Below are 17,173 nucleotides of genomic sequence, written 5' to 3'. Positions count from 1 at the left end.
GAAAGGTAGCCACCCTCCTAAAAAGCATCAATCCGGCAATTCGCGCAGGCGGCATCGGGTTACGGGACAGAAGGCCCGAGCGACAGCGAAAACCCCGCCGCGGTCGTGAAACCGATCGGGCGGGGCTTCCGGGTGGCGAGTGAACGCGGCGATTACGCCTTGGACAGCAGTGACCGCTTGCGGCGCGGAGGCACCACCGCGCCACCGCGCACCGCCGCCGGTCGGCGGGCCGTCACCAGTCGATCGAAATCATCGGCGTCGCAAGCGGGTTCGGGCAGGCGGCCGGTGTTGAAATCGTCCACCAGTTGCCGCACGGTCTGCTGCGCGCAGGACTTGTTGGTGCCGATGAAGCCGGTCGAGCCGCGCTTCAGCCAGCCGGTGACGTAGGTGCCGGGCAACACGTTGCCGCCCACCGCATCCAGGACCCGGCCGTCGCGGTTGGGCAGGACGCCGGCCGGTTCGTCGAACGGCAGGCCCGGCAACGGCACCCCGCGATATCCGACCGAGGCGAGCACCAGTCCCGTCTCGACGATTTCGGTCGTGCCGGTCGCCACCGCGCGCACGGTGCCGTCGGCGTCGGTCGCGAGTTCGGTACGGGCGAGTTCGATTCCGGTCACCCGCTCCTCGCCTCGCAGCGCCACCGGCGCCGACAGGTACCGGAACACGATCCGCCGCCGCCCCGACACCGGCCGGTCGGCCAGGCCGCGCAGCAACCGGAGCTTCTGCTCCCCCCGCTGCGCCTGTCCCGGAACCGGTTCCGGGACATCGCCTTCCACGACGATGTCGATGTCGGCGCCGAGCAAACCCACGAATTCGGGCACGGTGAAGGCGGATTCGGCGGGGCCGCGCCGGCCGACGATCACGACCTCCTCGACCGCGCTGCGGCGCAGGGCATCCAGCGCGGCGGGCGAGATGTCGGTTCCGGCCAGGGATTCCGGATCGACGGTCAGGATCCGTGCCACGTCCAGGGCGACGTTGCCGTTGCCGACGATCACCACCCGGCGCTGCGACAGGTCGAACCGCTGCCCCGCGTGATCGGGATGGCCGTTGTACCAGGCCACGAATGCGGTGGCCGAGGTGCTGCCGGGCAGTCCCTCACCCGGGATGCCCAGCTTCCGGTCGGTCGCGGCGCCGGCCGCGTAGATCACCGCGTGGAAGTGCCGCAGCAGGTCCTCCTGCGAAACATCCTCGCCCACGGTCACATTCAGATACGAACCGAAACCGGGCTGCGCGGCGATCACGTCGAACAACCGGCTCACCTGCCGGGTCCGGGCATGGTCGGGAGCCACGCCGTGGCGGGCCAGCCCGTAGGGCACCGGCAGCCGCTCCAGCACGGTCACCGCCACGCCGGGCTGGGTCAGCAGCTCGTCGGCGGCGTACATCGCGGACGGGCCGGCGCCCACGATCGCCACCCGCAACGGTTCCCGGCCGCGTGCCACCATCGCCGGCGGAATCGGCTGGGCCAGTAGCGGTCTCGGCCTTTCCTGCCGGTAGAAATCGGCGTTGATCTCGATGAAGGGCAACTGCTCCGCGGTCAGCTTCTTCGACGAGGTGACCGCATCCACCGGGCAGGCCGTGGCGCAGGCGCCGCAGTCGACGCACGCCTGCGGGTCCACGTACAACATCTCCGCGGTCGCGAAGTCCGGCTCGTCCGGGGTCGGATGGATGCAGTTGACCGGGCAGGCATAGACGCAGGACGCGTCGCTGCAACAGGATTGGGTGACGACGTAGGGCACTCGAATACTCCGGTCAGGCCGCCGTCGTGCCGCGGCGGATCGGCTCCGACCGATAGCGGCTGACTCCACCGTCGATGCGCAGCCACTTCCAGACCCGCCGGGACAGCGGATTCATCAGGCCGATGTCCTCGGCGAGCGCGCGCACATCCACGAAGTAGTCGCTGAAGACGCGCCGGGCCTCGGCGGAACCGAAGAACAGCTCGTCGCGGACCTCGTCGGGAATGTCGTACTTCTCGAAGAACGCACGCGGCGGGGTCACGATGGCCCGGCCGACGATCCACATGATCACCGGCATCATCACCGACAGCACGAGCCGATCGATCCGGCCCGCCTCCGGCACATGGTGCTTCAGGTACTCGTGGGCGAACGAGATGTGGCGCGCCTCCTCGGCGATGTGAATCGCCATGACGCCCCGCATGATCGGATGCACGTCCTCACCCGAACGCAGGATCTGCTTCTGGATGTGGTCGATCGGCTCCTCGCCGCCGAGCACCGCCATGAAGAACAGGTTCGGGAACGCGTTCGCGATCGGCACCACCAGATGGCGCAGCCGGCGCACGACCGGGCCCATGCCCGGGACGTTCTCGCCGATGCGGTTCACCATCTCCTGGAACATCTGGGTGTGGTTGAGCTCCTCGGTCATCTCGTGCGTGCAGTAGCGGAACTCCCGCGACCCGTTCTCCACCTGGAAGGCGGTGTACTGCACCATGCCGCTGATCAGCAGCGACTCGAACTGGAGACCGACCTTGGCGATGTTGGCCTGCCGGTACTTGCCGATCGCGATCTGCTGCTCGGCGGACAGCGCGCGGTACCAGGGATGGCGGCCCAGCGGATCGGCCGAGGCGGGCAGAATCCAGCGCTCGGGACGGGCATCCGGATCGAAATCCGCGTTGTCCCAGTCGATGTCGGCGAACGGGTCGAAGTGCTTGTCGACCGAGCCCTGTGACAGCAACATCAGCTTCTCGGCATACTGCATGGCCTGCTCGACGATCTGGTCGAGGTCGGGCTTCGCGGCAACGGACGCCATCGTCATCGCCCCCTCACTTTCACTGGGTAACTGTATCCAATAGTTACATGTACGCCCAGTCACGTCAACAGCGAGAGGTAGAGCACCCTGCCAGGCCGGACCGGCGATCACGCCAGTTCAGCGCGTGGCCACAGATCGGCGTCCGGACCACGTGTGCTGCATCACGTTCGATACGTTTGCGTATCGAACTGTAATACAGCGCCGAACGACCCGGTCGTCGTGTGCGCGCAATCACCGGGCACGGCCGCCAGCATCGCCACGGCCGCCAAAACCGCTCCCACCAGCACGGCCGTCCGCACCAGCCGCCGGACCACGCGCGCGGCGGGCGCCCGACCGGCCCGGCGCTGCCGGATCTCCGCACTCCGGGCGAGCTCGGCGGCACGCCGGGCCAGGATCGCCGCGCCCTCGGCGACGGTCCGCGCCGGATCCGGCGCCACGACCACCGGACGAGCCAGCGCCTCGGCGAGTACCGCGGCCACCTCGGGCGGACGGGCCGCACCCCCGATCAGCAGCACCCGGTCCACATCGGCCATCGTGACGTCGGCCAGGCGCAGACAGCGATACACCTCCGCCAGCGACCGGCGCACATGGGCGCCGCGCAGTGCCCCCATCCCGGCGTCGGACAGCGGCGCCGACCCCGCCCGCACCGCGCGGGCGGCACATCGCGCCACCTCCGCACCGAACGCCCGGCCGCCGTACTCGGCCGATCGGACGGGGGCGCCCACGATCGGGTCGGGTCCACAGCCCGCGCCGACTCGCACCAGCGAGAGCGTCAAGCCCGAGCCGCCGAGGTCGTAGACCAGCGTCAGCCCCGGCGGCAGCGGGCCGTGCGTCGCGCTCAACCAGGCCGCGGCCGCGACCGGCTCGGACACCAGCACCGCGTCGGCCCGGCCCGCGACGGCCAGCGCCGCACGCAGATCGGCGATCAGCGCGGCCGGATAGACCACCGGATGCGTCACCGCGATCGTCGCGCCGACCGGACGATCCCGCCGACCGGCGCCGGAAGCACCGAGCGCCTCGGCGCTGACACTTCCGACCACCGTCGCCACCAGATCCGCGGCCGTCAGCGTGCGGCGGCCGACCCGGGCGACGGGCAGGCACGGCTGGGTCAGGTCCGCGAAATCACTGATCGCCCGGCCGTGCGGCGGAATCCGCCCCACCCGTACCGCCCCGGCACTGTCGAAGGTGAGCGTGGTGCGCCGGGTGACGGGCTGCGGCACGGGCTCACCACCGGCCGGCGCGATCGCGCACACCGTAGTGACCGTTCCGATACTCATGCCGAGACCGACCGCCATCAGTTCACCCCGATCGCCGAGCCGTTTATCGAACCGTGATCCGAACCGGCTTCAGGCAATCATCGGATGCCGGTGCTTGCCAAGCACCGGACACCCGGTTGTCCGGGAAGACGCCGCGCATCGACCTCGGGGGCCAGCGCGCACCCGGGCGTTGCCGGACGCGAAGCACGACTTCGAAGTGCCGGTCGAGCGACGCGCGGCCCCCGGCCTTGTCGCCGACGCACGCCTCAGGCGTTGCCGGGCGCACGGGCCGGGCGTTGTCAGCCGAGCGTCACCGCACCGCAGCTCAACTCGCCGGCAGCTCCGGGATGCGCGTGGCCCGCGCGTACACCGTCTCCCCCTCGGCGAGCCTCAGGGCCGCCGCGTCGCCGCGGGTGACCTGGGCGTTGAAATGGTCGCCGGTGGCGGCGTTGCGCAGCTCCAGCCGCACCTCGAATCCGAGCCGCACCACGCGCTCGACCGTCGCCCGGGTGATGCCCGCGGATTCCGCGGTGCCCTCGTGCTCGGCCAGCGCCAGGCCGGGGTCGCGGCCGATGCGGATGTCGTGCGGCCGGACCAGATGCCCGTTCAGCTTCGCGACCGAGCCCAGGAACGACATCACGAACTCGTTCGCCGGGCGGTCGTACACGTCCTCGGGGCTGCCGACCTGCTCGATCCGGCCCGCGTTCATCACCGCGATCCGGTCGGCGACGTCGAGCGCCTCCTCCTGATCGTGGGTGACCAGCACGGTGGTGACGTGCACCTCCTCGTGCAGGCGGCGCAGCCAGGTGCGTAGATCCTCGCGCACCTTGGCGTCGAGCGCGCCGAACGGCTCGTCGAGCAGCAACACCTGCGGATCCACCGCCAGCGCGCGGGCCAGCGCCATGCGCTGCCGCTGGCCACCGGACAACTGCGCCGGATAGCGGTGCTGGAAACCGTCCAGGCCGACGATGCCGAGCAGTTCGTCGACCCGCTTGCTGATCTCCTGCTTCGGCCGCCGCCGGATCTTCAGGCCGAAGGCCACGTTGTCGCGCACGGTCATGTGCTTGAAGGCGGCATAGTGCTGGAACACGAAGCCGATGTCGCGCTTCTGCGGCGCGAGGCGGGTGACGTCGCGGCCGGCGATCGTCACGACGCCCGAATCCAGGCTCTCCAGTCCCGCGATCGAGCGCAGCAGCGTCGACTTGCCCGAACCGGACGGGCCGAGCAGGGCGGTGAGCTCGCCGGAGGGGATCTCCAGGCTCACGTCGTCGAGGGCCGCGAACGAGCCGTACCGCTTGTTCGCGTTGGTCACGGTAATCATCTGGCCGCCTCCGGCACGGTCGCTCGAATCACTTGGCTTTCCCCCGCTTGCGTTCGAGCAGAGTCATCAGAATCAGGGTCACGAGCGCCAGCGCCATCAGCAGCGTCGCCGCGCAGTACGCGCCGAAGGTGTTGTGGTCGTTGATGTATCGCCCGTGGACGAGCAGCGTCAGGGTCTGCGAGATGCCCGGCAGCGCCGACGACACCATGGTCACCGCGCCGAACTCACCCAGCGAGCGCGCGACGGTCAGCACGATGCCGTAGGTGAGGCCCCAGCGGATGGCCGGCAGGGTGATTCGCCAGAACGTCTGCCACCAGGAGGCGCCCAGGGTCGCGGCGGCCTGTTCCTGATCGTCGCCGATCTCGTGCAGCACCGGTACCACCTCGCTGACCACGAACGGCAGCGTCACGAAGATGGTGGCCAGCACCATGCCGGTCAGGCCGAAGATCACCTTGAGGCCGAGATGTTCCTGGACGCCGCCGAACCAGCCGTTGATCCCCCACAGCATGATCAGCGAGACGCCGACCACCACCGGCGACACCGCGAACGGCAGGTCCACCACGCCCTGGAGCAGGGTGCGGCCGGGGAAGTTGCCGCGGACCAGCGCGATCGCGGTGATCACGCCGAACACGACGTTCAGCGGCACCACGATCGCGATGATCAGCAGCGAGAGGTCGATCGCCGACACCGCGGCCGGGGTGGTGATCGAGGAGAAGAACGCGGCGATCCCGTGCTCGAAACTGCGCCACAGGATGATGATCAGCGGCGCCACCAGCAGCACGAAAAGGTACGCCAGCGCGATCACGCGCAAGGAGATCCGGGTGGGTGCGGACAGCTTCATCGGGTCTGCTTCTCCTTCCGGGCGGACCGCTCCGAGAACAGCCGCAGCACCAGCAGCACCGCGAACGAGATGACCAGCAGGGCCACCGACACCGCGGCCGCGTTGACCGGCCGATCGATTTCGATCTGCTGCTGGATGTACTGCGAGGCCACCTGTGTGTGCCGGGGAATGTTGCCGCCGATCAGCACCACCGAACCGAACTCGCCGACGGCGCGGGCGAAGGCCAGCCCGCCGCCGGAGATGATCGCCGGCGCGAGCGTCGGCAGCACGATCCGGCGAAACGTGGTCAGGTTGTCCGCGCCGAGCGACGCGGCGGCCTGCTCCACCTCGCGGTCGGCCTCCATCAGCACCGGCTGCACGGCCCGCACCACGAACGGCAGCGTGACGAACGCCAGCGCCACGACCAGGCCCGGCTGGGTGGCGTTGAGGTGGATACCGACCGGGCTCTGCGGCCCGTAGAGGGCCAGCAGCACGATGCTCGCCACGATCGTCGGCAGCGCGAACGGCAGATCGATCAGGGCGTTCACGATGTTCTTGCCCGGGAACTCGTCGCGGACCAGCACCCACGCGATCAGGGTGCCCATCACGACATTGATCAGCGCCACCACGACGGACACCAGCACGGTGATGCGCAGGGCCTGCAACGCCGACGGCGCGGTGACCGCGTCCCAGAACCCGGACCAGCCGCTGTCGAAGGAATGCACGGTCAGCGCCGCCAGCGGCAGCAGCACGATGACGCTGAGCCACAGCATCGCGGTCGCGATCCCCAGCGGCCCGACCGCTCCGGTTATCCGGAGCCAGGACGCCCGCGGGCTGCCGCCGGATGTCTCCCGCCCGACCTCGGGACCGGCGGCGGTCCCGAGGTCGATGTCGCTGTCACTCACGTCGTTCAATGATTCCTGTGGTCGCTACTTGGTGGCCTTGTCGTAGATCTGCGCGACGCTGCCGGTGCCCTGTGTGAACAGGTCCTTGTCCAGCTGCTTCCAGCCACCCAGATCGGCGATGGTCCACAACTTCTGCGACGGCGCCGGGAAATCCTTGGTGAAGTTCGCGGCGACCTTCGGATCCACCGGGCGGAATCCGGCAGTGGCCAGCGCGGTCTGCCCGTCCGAGCTGTACAGGAAGTCGCGGAAGGCGACGGCCTTGTCCGGGTTCTTGGCGTTCTTCAGCACCGCCACCGGGTTCTCGATCTTCAGGGTGATCGGCGGGATGATGTGCTCCAGCTGATCGCCGTTGCGCTCGGCGAACAGCGCCTCGTTCTCGTAGCTGAGCAGCACGTCGCCGGTGCCCTGCAGGAAGGTCTCGGTGGCCTCGCGACCGGAGGTCGGCTGCACCTTGACGTGCTCCTTGGTGACCAGCTTGCTCAGGTAGTCGAGCCCGGCCTGCGGGTTCTTGCCGCCCTCGCTCTTGGCCCCGTACGGCGCGAGCAGGTTCCACTTGGCCGAACCGGAGCTGAACGGGCTCGGGGTCACCACCTCGACGCCCGGCTTCAGCAGGTCGTCCCAGTCGTGGATGCCCTTCGGGTTGCCCTTGCGGACCGCGATCACGACCACCGAGTTGATCGGGACACCCTTGTTGGCGTCGGCGTTCCAGCTCGAATCGACCAGACCGGCGTCGACCAGGCGGGTGATGTCGGGCTCGACGGAGAAGTTCACGACGTCGGCCGGGGTGCCGTCCTTCACCTTCCGGGACTGGTCACCGGAGGCGCCGTAGGACGCCTGGACCGCCACGCCCTTGCCGGCGTCGGTCTTGTTGAAGGCGGGGATCACCTTGTCGAATCCCGGCTTCGGCGCGGAGTACGCGACCAGGGTGAGATTGCTGGTGGTCCCGCCACCGGCATTGTCGCTCTTGCCGCTGGTCGAGTCGCTGGATCCGCCGCCACACGCGGTGAGTCCGACCGCCGCCACCGCGGTGAGCGCGACGGCGAGGGCCCGTCGGCGTGAGAGAAAACCGGAACTGCGAGACATCGGGTTGAACCTTTCCTGCTTCCGCGCGTTATCGGGTCGGCGCGGACGGTTGCCGGGTAGCTCCGCCGGACTCGATAACGGTCACGGCGGTGGCGCGGCTGCGGCGCGGGGCCGCTCGGAGGTACGGGCACAACTGCGAAAGAATGCGCGCCAGTCTACCCACGGGGAAGAACGCGCAGCGGTGCCGCTACTGAGCGCGACAGTAGACGTCCGCGACGACGAGACAGCCGACTGCGATCAACGCCAATTCATGGCGGACCTGCGGTACAGCGCTCGAAGACACCGGCAGACTGTAACAGAATCGGACAGGGCACCGCGAACTACTCGGATGACTGTGCGGTTAATTCGGCGCCAACGGTGCAATCGCCCGCCCGAGCGGACCATCGGCGGGCCGGCACCGGGTGCCGGGAAACGGTGGGCGATCCCACCGGGAGCGGTGCGCCGCGGCCTCGGGACGAGGGCGCGACGGCACCGCGGACGGCATTCACTGCTGTGGAGCCGCTGAGCGGCGGCTCCGGCGGATCAGTCCTCTTCGACTTCCGGCGGGCTGTCCAGCAGATCGAGGATCCACTCCTCGACCGCCGTCTCCTCGCCGTCGTCGTTGGGCTCCTCGACCCGGAGGCGATTGTGCAGGCGAATACCGAGGCCGAGAGTCTGCGCCGCGCGCACCATCTCGATCGCCTCCTCGGGCGTCGCGTAGTGGGTGGCGATCAGGCGGGGCTCGTCTTCGATATCGTCGGCGTCCAGCATGGCCGTCAGCTCCGCGAAGTCCTCATCGGTCGACATGCCGTGCAGCGTACCGGCAACTCGGCAGCTTCGCCGAACTCTTTCCCCGCATTCATCCGATGGTTCCGCACCCGCCGAAAGCAACTAGGCTGGGCCCGTGCATCGCTTCGCAGGGTGGTGGGACGGCTTCGAGCTCTGGGTGGCCGGCCTGCCCTTCATTCCGCAGTTCGCCGTGGTCCTCGTGGGCATGATCCCGGTCAGTTTCGCGATCGCCTACCTGCTCGACCGCGGCCTGCGGATCGCCCTGCGGCTGCTCGGCCGGGACCGGCCCGCGGCGGCGCAGACCCCCGTGACGCGCGCCACCCCATCCGCCGGCCGGTCCGCCGTGGCCCGCACGGTCGGCGCCCGCCGGCGCCGGCAGCCGGCTCGTGGCGGCGACGGCCCGGGCGCGGGGACTCCGCGGCATCCGGGCGGCCCGCGCCCGCGCCGCCGCCGCGCCGCCGAGGAGGCCGTCTGATGCCGCGCTCCCGGGTGCAGCTGGCTCTCGTCGCGCTGCTCGTGCTCGTGGTCGTCGCCTGGTTGCTCACTCGCTGACGTCCGCCCGATCCGCCCGGTGCGCGAATTCCCGCACATCGTTCACCTGGCAACCAGAAATGCGGTGTAGACGGCACTGGACAGCGCGCCGATGATGGTCACATGGTGTCCTACGACGAACCGCTGGACGAAGACCCCATCGACGCCGGCGCCACCGACGCGCCGGTGCGGCGCGACGCGTTCGGCGATCCGCCGGACATCGAGGTGGGCGGCGGTTATATCGCCAAGGCCATCGGCAGCACCCACAAGTCCTCGTATCCGCCGATCGATGACTACGCGTTCCTGTCCGACTGCGAGACCAGCTGCCTGATCGCCCGCAACGGGGCCGTGGAGTGGATGTGCCTGCCCCGGCCGGACGCTCCCAGCGTGTTCGGCGCGATGCTCGATCGCAGCGCGGGGCACTTCCGGGTCGGCCCCTACGGGGTGAACGTGCCCGCCGCCCGCCGCTACCTGCCCGGCGGGCTGATCGTGGAAACCACCTGGCAAACCGACACCGGCTGGCTGATCGTGCGTGACGCGCTCGTGCTGGGCGCCTGGCACAACAACGACAAGCGCAGCCGCACCTACCGCCGCACCCCCATCGACTGGGACGCCGAGCACATCCTGCTGCGCACCGTGAAATGCGTCAGCGGCGTGATCGAGCTGGAGGTCAACTGCGAACCGGCCTTCGACTACCACCGCACCCCGGTGGTCTGGGAGTACACCGGCGAGGTCTACGAACAGGCCACCGCCGGCGGCAGCCCGGACTGCCCGACCCTGACGCTCACCACCGATCTGCGGCTCGGCCTGGAGGGCCGGGAGGCGCGGGCCCGCACCCGGATGCGCGAGGGCGACGAGGTGTTCGTCGCGCTGTCCTGGTCGGTGCTTCCGCCGCCGCGCACGTATGCCGAAGCGGCGGAGAAGATGTGGGCCACCACCGAGTACTGGCGGCAGTGGATCACCCTGGGCAAGTTCCCCGATCACCCGTGGCGCGGTTATCTGCAGCGCAGCGCGCTCACCCTGAAGGGCCTCACCTACGCGCCGACCGGCGCGCTGCTCGCCGCCTCCACGACGTCGCTGCCGGAAACCCCTGGCGGCGAACGCAATTGGGACTACCGCTACAGCTGGGTGCGGGACTCCTCGTTCGCCCTGTGGGGCCTGTACACCCTCGGGCTGAACCGGGAGGCCGACGACTTCTTCGCCTTCCTGTCCGACGCCTGCACCTCCGACAACGGCGCCGACATTCCGCTGCAGGTGCTGTACGGCGTCGGCGGCGAGCGGGAGATCACCGAATCGCAGCTGGACCATCTGCACGGCTACGACGGCGCCAGCCCGGTGCGCATCGGCAACGGCGCGTACAACCAGGAACAGCACGACATCTGGGGGATACTGCTGGATTCGGTGTATTTGCATGTGAAGTCGCGCCAGCAGGTGCCGGAGTCGTTGTGGCCCATGCTGCTTCGCCAGGTGGAGGCCGCGATCGCGCACTGGCGTGAACCGGACCGCAGCATGTGGGAGGTCCGCGGCGAGCCGCAGCACTTCACCTCGTCGAAGGTGTTCTGCTGGGTGGCGCTGGACCGCGGCGCCCAATTGGCCGAGATGCACGGCGAACTCGACTACGCGAAGAAGTGGGCGGACCTCGCCGACGAGATCCGCAACGACATCCTGGAACACGGCGTGAACGCGGACGGCGTGTTCACCCAGATCTACGGTGGCGACGGCCTGGACGCCTCACTGCTGCTGGTACCCCTGGTGCGGTTCCTGCCGCCCGAGGATCCGCGGGTCCGGGCGACGGTGCTGGCCATCGCGGACGACCTCACCGAGCAGGGCCTGGTGCTGCGCTACCGCACCGACACCACCGACGACGGCATGCTCGGCGCCGAGGGCACCTTCACCATCTGCTCGTTCTGGCTGGTGTCCGCGCTGGTCGAGATCGGCGAGGTGGACCGGGCCCGGCGGCTGTGCGAGCGGCTGCTCGGCTACGCCAGCCCGCTGGAGCTGTACGCCGAGGAGCTGGACCCGCGCACCGGCCGGCATCTGGGCAACTTCCCGCAGGCGTTCACGCACCTGGCGCTGATCAACGCGCTCACCCACGTGATCCGCGCCGAGCAGCACACCGAGGTGGGCGCGTTCCGGGCCGCGCACCGCACCGCGTGACCACGCGCGATCGCCACCGCGTGACCACGCGCGATCGCCACCGCGTGACCACGCGCGATCGCCACCGCCTGAGCGGGCGGCTCACAGCGCGTCGGCGGTCTCCCGGATCTCGCGCAGGCGCACCAGCGTCGACTCGATCTCGGTGAGCCGCCGGGCGCGGGTCTCCGGGGCGTGCCCGGCGGCGGCGTCCTCGGCGGCGCGCAGCGAATCGTCGACCGAGCGCAGCGTCTGGTTGGCGAGGTCGGTGAAGTGACTGCGCAGGGTCCGCTGCACCGCGCGCAGCCGATTCCGCGATTCCTTGCCCACCTGGAAGATCACGTCGTCCATCAACCGGGCGACCGCCACCTTCGCCTCCACCTGCCGGCGCTGCTTGCGGATCCGGCGGTCGTCCCACAGCGCGTTCACGCCGAGCAGCACGCCCGCACCCGCGGAATACCAGTTCACCAGCGACATCCCGAGCAGGCTGGTGGCCAGGCCGACCATCAGGATACCGCCGTAGGATCCGCGCAGCGCGGTCAGAAACTGTTGCGTCGCACCATGTTTCGCGGTGTCGAGCGGCTCCAGCGAGGCGACCGGCTCCAGCACCTCGCTCGGGTCGCCCAGCCGCAGATCCGGCAGCGGCACATCGTTTTCCGTGCCCGGGAACTTGCCGGACACCTCCTGCGCCAGTTCCACCGACCGATAGTGGGCGACGACGAAGTTCTCCTCGACCGCCGCGCAGATCCGCGCGTCCAGATCGGCGCCGAACGCGGACCAGCGGCGGGCCGGATCACGTTCGGCGATCTCGGATTCCGCCTCGCGGACCAGCGTGCGCAGCCGGTGCCGCAGATCGTGCTCGATGTCGCCGACCAGTTCGGCGCAGCCCTCGGCGAGGGTGACCTGCCAGCCCGCCGTGCGCTGCCGCAGTTCGTCAGCCTCGCTCCGCAGCATCCGCAGTTGGTCCGCGATCTCGCGATAGCGGCGCGGGTCGCGCAGGGTCTCCGCCTCGGAGCGCAGGGTCAGCGTCAGTTGGTCGACGATGGTGCGGATGTCGCGGACCGCGGCATCCCGGGCGACAGTGTCGGCCCGGCCCAGCACATAGCTGCGCAGATGCTCGATCAGTTGCGGCACACCGGATTCCAGATCCCGGCGCGGGTCGCTCGCGGTCTGCAGATGGCGCAGCGCGGAGATCGGCGCGACCGCGAAGCCGAGGCCCGCCTCGTCGAGCAGCTCCCGGTTGCGCTGCTGCACCTGCATCCAGTGCGGATAGCGATCGATCTTGTTCAGCACGCACACCACCGTCGGGCACACCTGCTGGATCCGCTGCAACCAGGTGATCTGCTCGGTGGTCAGGGCGATACCGGCGTCCGCCACGTACAGCACGGCGTCGCCGGCGGCGATCAGCGACCAGGCCGCCGGGGTGTCGGCGGGTGCACCGGGCGCGTCCATCAGCACGAAACCCTCCGCCAGCAGCGGGCTCGGCTCGGTGAACTCGGCGCGGATCACGTTCTCCGCGGCCAGCGCCGGACCCGGATCCAGCGGATCGACGCGCTGCCGCTGGGTCCGGCCGTTGCCGACCGAGCGGATCAGGGTGGCGGTCGGCTGCGGCCCGTATTCGGCGATCACCGGAACGCTGACCGGGCTCTGGGTCGCGCTGACCGCCACCCCGACCAATCCGTTCACCAGCGTGCTCATCCCGGTGCCGGACTCGCCGACGACCACCAGCCGCACCCGCGGATCGGCGACCCGGGCGCGCGACAGGGCCAGCCGCACCGACAGATCACCGCGCGCGGCGGTCACGGTCCATTCGAGCAGTTCGTCGAGCAACCCGACCAACGGCGCCATCGCATCGGGATGCTTGGCGGTGGCGGCGTCGGCGACGACCGGCCCGCTCACAGGTGCAGTGGGTTGTCGACGGGGTGCAGCACCGGATGAAGGTCGGTGTCGAAGGCGTCGGGCAACAGGCCCGACGACAACCCGAGGCCGGCGACGAGCCCCGAATGATCCGGATGCCAGCCGAATTCGCCTGTGTCCGCGGAATGGACGAGGCCGATGTCGGCAGGATGCGCGACGCCGGTGCCGGCGTAGCGAACAAGACTCGGGTCGGCAGGATGAACGACACCCGCGTCGGCGTAGTGAGCGGCACCCGCATCGGCGTAGTGAGCGACGCCCGCATCGGCGTAGTGAGCGACGCCCGCATCGGCGGCGTACGCGATCGGTTTCAGCGGCGGGGCGACATGACCGGGGTCGACGGTGACCGGCGGCTGCACGGGCGCCGTAGGCGCCGAATGTCCTGCGGCGCCGCCGTTGTCGCCGGGACCCGGATTCGACGGGAGCGGCGCGTTCACCGACGGCGCGGACTGCTCGTGGCCCGACAGTGAGCCGCCGTCCCCCGGCTGACGGGTCGGCACGGCCCCGGACGGGACCGAACCGCCAGGCGAATGGTTCTCGCCGGTACCGGAATGCGAATCGCCGCCGTCGCGCGGCGGGATCACCGTGACGCCGTCGCCACTGTCGTGACCGCCGGTCGTGCCGCGGTCGTGGCCGCCGGTCGCGGATCCGTCGCGGCCCGTGCTAGGGCCGGTCTCGTGGGTTCCGGTGCCGTCGGAGGTATCGCGGCCGCTGTTCGCCGAGCCGTCCCGGCCGTCCACGCTGCCGTCGCGACCGGTCGACGGCGAACCGTCCCGGCTGTCGGTGGCGTCACGGCCGCTGTTCCCCGAGCCGTCCCGCCCGTCCGTGCCGCCGTCACGACCGGTCGACGGCGAACCGTCCCGGCCGTCCGTGGCGTCACGACCGGCCGTGGGCGACGTGTCGTGTGTGCCGGACGTGGTGGTGTCGCGGCCGGTGGACGGCAGGCCGTCCCGGCCGGGGGTGTGCGTGGGAGTCACCGCGTCGGCGGGCTTGCCGGCAGTCGACGGTGTCGAGCCCGGCCGGGTCGGATCCGCCGGAGTGGACGGTTTCTCGGTCACCGTGCCCGGTGCGACGCTGACGTGCGGGACCGGGGTCCGGCCGGCCGGATCGGCGGTGTGATCCGCCGTCGTGGCCGGGGACCCGGAGTGGCCGCCGAACGGTCCCCGATCGCCGTCGGACGGCGCCTTGGGCGCGTTGAACAACGCGGGAGCGGCACCGGACGCCGCGGTGAGCGGCGAAGGCCCGGCCGGCGCGGACCACACGTTGGCGATCGGATGGCTGGCCGCCTCGGGCTGGATCGTGGTCTGCAACGGAGTCGCCGCGACCGGCTGCACGACCATCGGCACGACCGGTGCGGGCGGCGCCGCCGGTGCGGACATCGCGAACGGGCTCGACTGCGCCACAATCGGATTCGAGGCCACACCCGCGGACCCGAAACTCTGGCCGGGTGCGAACGAACCACCCCCGCCGAATCCCGCAGGCCCACCGCCGAACGCGCCGGGACTCGTTCCCGCGCCCATCGGACCACCCGCCGGGTTCACTCCCATCGGACCACCTGCGGGACCGGCACCCACCGCACCCGTAGGTCCGGCGCCCATCGGACCACCCGTAGGTCCGACACCCACCGGACCACCCGCAGGACCGACACCCACCGGACCACCTGCGGGACCGGCACCCACCGCACCACCCGCAGGTCCCGCACCCAGCGGACCACCCGCCGAGCCCGAGCCGAGCGAACCGCCCGTCGGGCCTCCGCCCCATAGACCGCCCGCCGGGCCTGCGCCTACCGCGCCCGAGGGAGCCGCACCCAGTGGTCCCCCGGCCGGACCCGCACTCAGCGGACCGGCCCCCGCAGCCGCGCCCAGCGGATCGCCCGCGGGGTTCGCTCCCACCGGACCTCCGGTGGAATTTCCGGCAAACGGACCGCCCACCGTGCTCGAGGGACCGGCGCCGAAGTGGCCGTCCGCCGGGCTCGTGCCCGGCGCGGTACCGGATCGGCCGAGATCGAACGCGTGCCCGGAGGGATCCGTCCCCAGCGGGCCGCCTGCCACGGAACCGTGGCCGAAGGGCCCGCCAACCGCCGCGTCGCCCACACCTACCGCAGCGAAAGGTCCTGCCGCCGATGCCCCGACGGCGGCAGGTATTTCACTGTGGGCGGTGCCGTCCGAGGTCCCGAACCCGGATCCCGGTGCTCCGCCGGAGGCGTCGGCGACGCGGGCGGCGTTGTCGTGGTTGAGATGTGAGATCAGGCCGACGCCGTTGTCCTGGCCGTTGCCTTCGGGCACCCGGCCGACGCCGTTGCCGAGCCAGTCGGTGTAGTGGTCGACCTGCTGCCCGACGTTGCCGAGCGAGACGTTCAGTTGGGTCTCGGTGGTCACCCACACGCCGTCGAGACCCACATGGATGTCGACCTGCATCTCGGTGCCCACGAACAGGCCCGCGCCGCTGCCGATTCCGTCGAAGGCACTGCCTGTGTCCGGGAGTCCGAACCCGCCGCCGGACGCGTCGGTGAGATGCGCGGGGCCGCCCGGCAGACCGAACGCTCCGCCCGAGGTGTCCGCGAGATGCGCCGGGCCGCCCGGCAATCCGAAGCCCCCACCCGAGGCATCCGCGAGATGCGTTGCGCCACCGGGCAAACCGAATCCCCCACCCGGTAGACCGAATCCCCCACTCGTGATGTCGGCGAGATGCGCCGGTCCCCCTGGCAAACCGAAACCCCCACCGGCGGTGTCCGCGAGATAGCCGGAGCTGCCGGGTAGTCCGAAGCCGTGCTCGGATAGCTCACCGAATTGCGTTGTGCCGCCGGGCGAATCGTATCCATCCTGGTCCGTGGGACCGAAATCTGTTTCGTCCGAAGCTTGCTCATCGCCGGTGTCGGCGGTGAGCGTGCGATTCTCCTGGGGCCAGTAGCTCGATCCGGGTAGTCCGAAGCCCGCGGCGCCGGGTAGGTGGCTGCCGGGTAGCCCGAAGGGGCTGCTCGCGGTGGACCAGCCGACCGGGGACACATCACCGGTGTCCGCCTCGTGGCCGCCGTCCTCGTCCCGCTCCGGATCTCCCGGTAGCCAGTGCGACGAGGCGCCGTGGGTGTGCGGCCGGAACTGGGAGAAGCCCGGAACCCCCATCGAGGGTGCGGAGTGGCCGTCGCCCCCGCCCATGGTGCCGTCCAGATTCGGTAGGCCAAAACCGTTTCCGTCGCCGGGCACATGCTGCCCGCCACCCATTCCGCCGTCGAGGGTCGGTAGGTGCGAATCCTCGGCACCGCCCGGCACGCCGAAGCCGGGCGTGGGGCTCGGCGCGCCATCGCCGGGCGGCGTGCCGCCGATGCGCGGCAGCACCGTGGTCGGATGGTCGCCGACGGTCACCGGCGCGTGCGCACCGCCCCCGCGCAGGACCGGCGGCACCGAATCCGGCGACGGATCGGGGTAGGTCACGACCGGGCTGGGCGCGTCGGGCTGCGGATCGTTGGTGGACCAGTTGGCGAACCGGCTGTCGTGCGATTCGGGCGACGGCGCCGGGCTGCCGTTGGAGGCGACCAGGGCGCCGCCGGTGACGTACGCGCCGGCCCGCGCGACCCGGGCCACGCCGGTCGCGATCCGGTACGGAACATCCGGAGTGTCCTCACCCACGCCCGGATCGTCCTCGTCGAGGGGCAGGTCACGCATAACTCGAAGCTCCGCTC

At 70.5% G+C, this 17,173-nt stretch carries 13 protein-coding genes; 2 read left to right on the top strand and 11 right to left on the bottom strand.

What is annotated here, in order from left to right; translation table 11 throughout:
• Positions 1-152 precede the first annotated feature (152 nt).
• From NRB56_RS10695 to NRB56_RS10660, 9 genes are all read right to left on the bottom strand, one after another.
• Positions 153-1,736, bottom strand: coding sequence for an FAD-dependent oxidoreductase (locus NRB56_RS10695; RefSeq protein ID WP_319942814.1), 1,584 nt, complete (start codon positions 1,734-1,736; stop codon positions 153-155).
• A gap of 13 nt (positions 1,737-1,749) precedes the next feature.
• On the bottom strand, positions 1,750-2,769 hold the full coding sequence (locus NRB56_RS10690; RefSeq protein WP_194290803.1) for an AurF N-oxygenase family protein: 1,020 nt from the start codon (positions 2,767-2,769) through the stop codon (positions 1,750-1,752).
• A gap of 155 nt (positions 2,770-2,924) precedes the next feature.
• Entirely contained in the window at positions 2,925-4,040 is a 1,116-nt protein-coding gene (locus NRB56_RS10685; RefSeq protein WP_227837475.1) for an Hsp70 family protein, read from the bottom strand.
• A 304-nt stretch (positions 4,041-4,344) separates the two neighbouring features.
• Complete coding sequence (locus NRB56_RS10680) at positions 4,345-5,340, bottom strand: sulfate/molybdate ABC transporter ATP-binding protein (RefSeq protein ID WP_153340903.1); 996 nt, start codon at positions 5,338-5,340, stop codon at positions 4,345-4,347.
• A 28-nt stretch (positions 5,341-5,368) separates the two neighbouring features.
• The gene (cysW, locus tag NRB56_RS10675) at positions 5,369-6,181 is read right to left on the bottom strand and encodes a sulfate ABC transporter permease subunit CysW (protein ID WP_153340901.1); all 813 of its coding nucleotides are present in this window, start codon (positions 6,179-6,181) and stop codon (positions 5,369-5,371) included.
• Positions 6,178-6,972, bottom strand: a complete 795-nt coding sequence (gene cysT, locus NRB56_RS10670; protein WP_319942873.1) for a sulfate ABC transporter permease subunit CysT — start codon at positions 6,970-6,972, stop codon at positions 6,178-6,180. Before cysT ends, cysW begins: the two co-directional genes overlap by 4 nt.
• 117 nt (positions 6,973-7,089) lie before the next feature.
• A complete protein-coding gene (locus NRB56_RS10665) occupies positions 7,090-8,148 on the bottom strand; it encodes a sulfate ABC transporter substrate-binding protein (RefSeq protein WP_153340897.1) in 1,059 nt (352 codons plus the stop codon).
• Positions 8,149-8,335: 187 nt separating this feature from the next.
• On the bottom strand, positions 8,336-8,431 hold the full coding sequence (locus NRB56_RS40455; protein ID WP_406603457.1) for an Ms4533A family Cys-rich leader peptide: 96 nt from the start codon (positions 8,429-8,431) through the stop codon (positions 8,336-8,338).
• A 239-nt stretch (positions 8,432-8,670) separates the two neighbouring features.
• The gene (locus tag NRB56_RS10660) at positions 8,671-8,934 is read right to left on the bottom strand and encodes a hypothetical protein (protein ID WP_153340895.1); all 264 of its coding nucleotides are present in this window, start codon (positions 8,932-8,934) and stop codon (positions 8,671-8,673) included.
• A gap of 97 nt (positions 8,935-9,031) precedes the next feature.
• On the opposite strand from NRB56_RS10660, the gene NRB56_RS10655 reads away from it, so the two are divergent.
• Both NRB56_RS10655 and NRB56_RS10650 read left to right on the top strand, forming a co-directional pair.
• Positions 9,032-9,391, top strand: a complete 360-nt coding sequence (locus NRB56_RS10655; RefSeq protein WP_153340893.1) for a hypothetical protein — start codon at positions 9,032-9,034, stop codon at positions 9,389-9,391.
• Between the two features lie 179 nt (positions 9,392-9,570).
• Positions 9,571-11,604 carry a glycoside hydrolase family 15 protein gene (locus NRB56_RS10650; RefSeq protein ID WP_153340891.1) on the top strand — a complete coding sequence of 678 codons (2,034 nt, stop codon included), beginning with the start codon at positions 9,571-9,573 and terminating at the stop codon, positions 11,602-11,604.
• 81 nt (positions 11,605-11,685) lie between these two features.
• Here NRB56_RS10650 and NRB56_RS10645 read toward each other — a convergent pair whose 3' ends face one another.
• Both NRB56_RS10645 and NRB56_RS10640 read right to left on the bottom strand, forming a co-directional pair.
• Positions 11,686-13,479, bottom strand: coding sequence for a P-loop NTPase family protein (locus NRB56_RS10645; protein WP_319942813.1), 1,794 nt, complete (start codon positions 13,477-13,479; stop codon positions 11,686-11,688).
• On the bottom strand, positions 13,476-17,156 hold the full coding sequence (locus NRB56_RS10640; protein ID WP_153340889.1) for a hypothetical protein: 3,681 nt from the start codon (positions 17,154-17,156) through the stop codon (positions 13,476-13,478). The genes NRB56_RS10645 and NRB56_RS10640 overlap by 4 nt, the downstream gene beginning before the upstream one ends.
• Positions 17,157-17,173: the final 17 nt, after the last annotated feature.

The sequence above is a fragment of the Nocardia aurantia genome (genome assembly GCF_009604425.1).
GTDB classification, from domain to species: Bacteria; Actinomycetota; Actinomycetes; order Mycobacteriales; family Mycobacteriaceae; genus Nocardia; species Nocardia aurantia.
This window is presented reverse-complemented; position numbering and strand designations above follow the sequence as displayed.

Coding starts and splice junctions, on each gene's coding strand:
- NRB56_RS10690 (WP_194290803.1), bottom strand. CDS start 2,769: ATGACGATGGCGTCCGTTGCCGCGAAGCCCGACCTCGACCAGATCGTC.
- NRB56_RS10685 (WP_227837475.1), bottom strand. CDS start 4,040: ATGAGTATCGGAACGGTCACTACGGTGTGCGCGATCGCGCCGGCCGGT.
- NRB56_RS10680 (WP_153340903.1), bottom strand. CDS start 5,340: ATGATTACCGTGACCAACGCGAACAAGCGGTACGGCTCGTTCGCGGCC.
- cysW (WP_153340901.1), bottom strand. CDS start 6,181: ATGAAGCTGTCCGCACCCACCCGGATCTCCTTGCGCGTGATCGCGCTG.
- NRB56_RS10665 (WP_153340897.1), bottom strand. CDS start 8,148: ATGTCTCGCAGTTCCGGTTTTCTCTCACGCCGACGGGCCCTCGCCGTC.
- NRB56_RS10660 (WP_153340895.1), bottom strand. CDS start 8,934: ATGTCGACCGATGAGGACTTCGCGGAGCTGACGGCCATGCTGGACGCC.
- NRB56_RS10650 (WP_153340891.1), top strand. CDS start 9,571: ATGGTGTCCTACGACGAACCGCTGGACGAAGACCCCATCGACGCCGGC.
- NRB56_RS10640 (WP_153340889.1), bottom strand. CDS start 17,156: ATGCGTGACCTGCCCCTCGACGAGGACGATCCGGGCGTGGGTGAGGAC.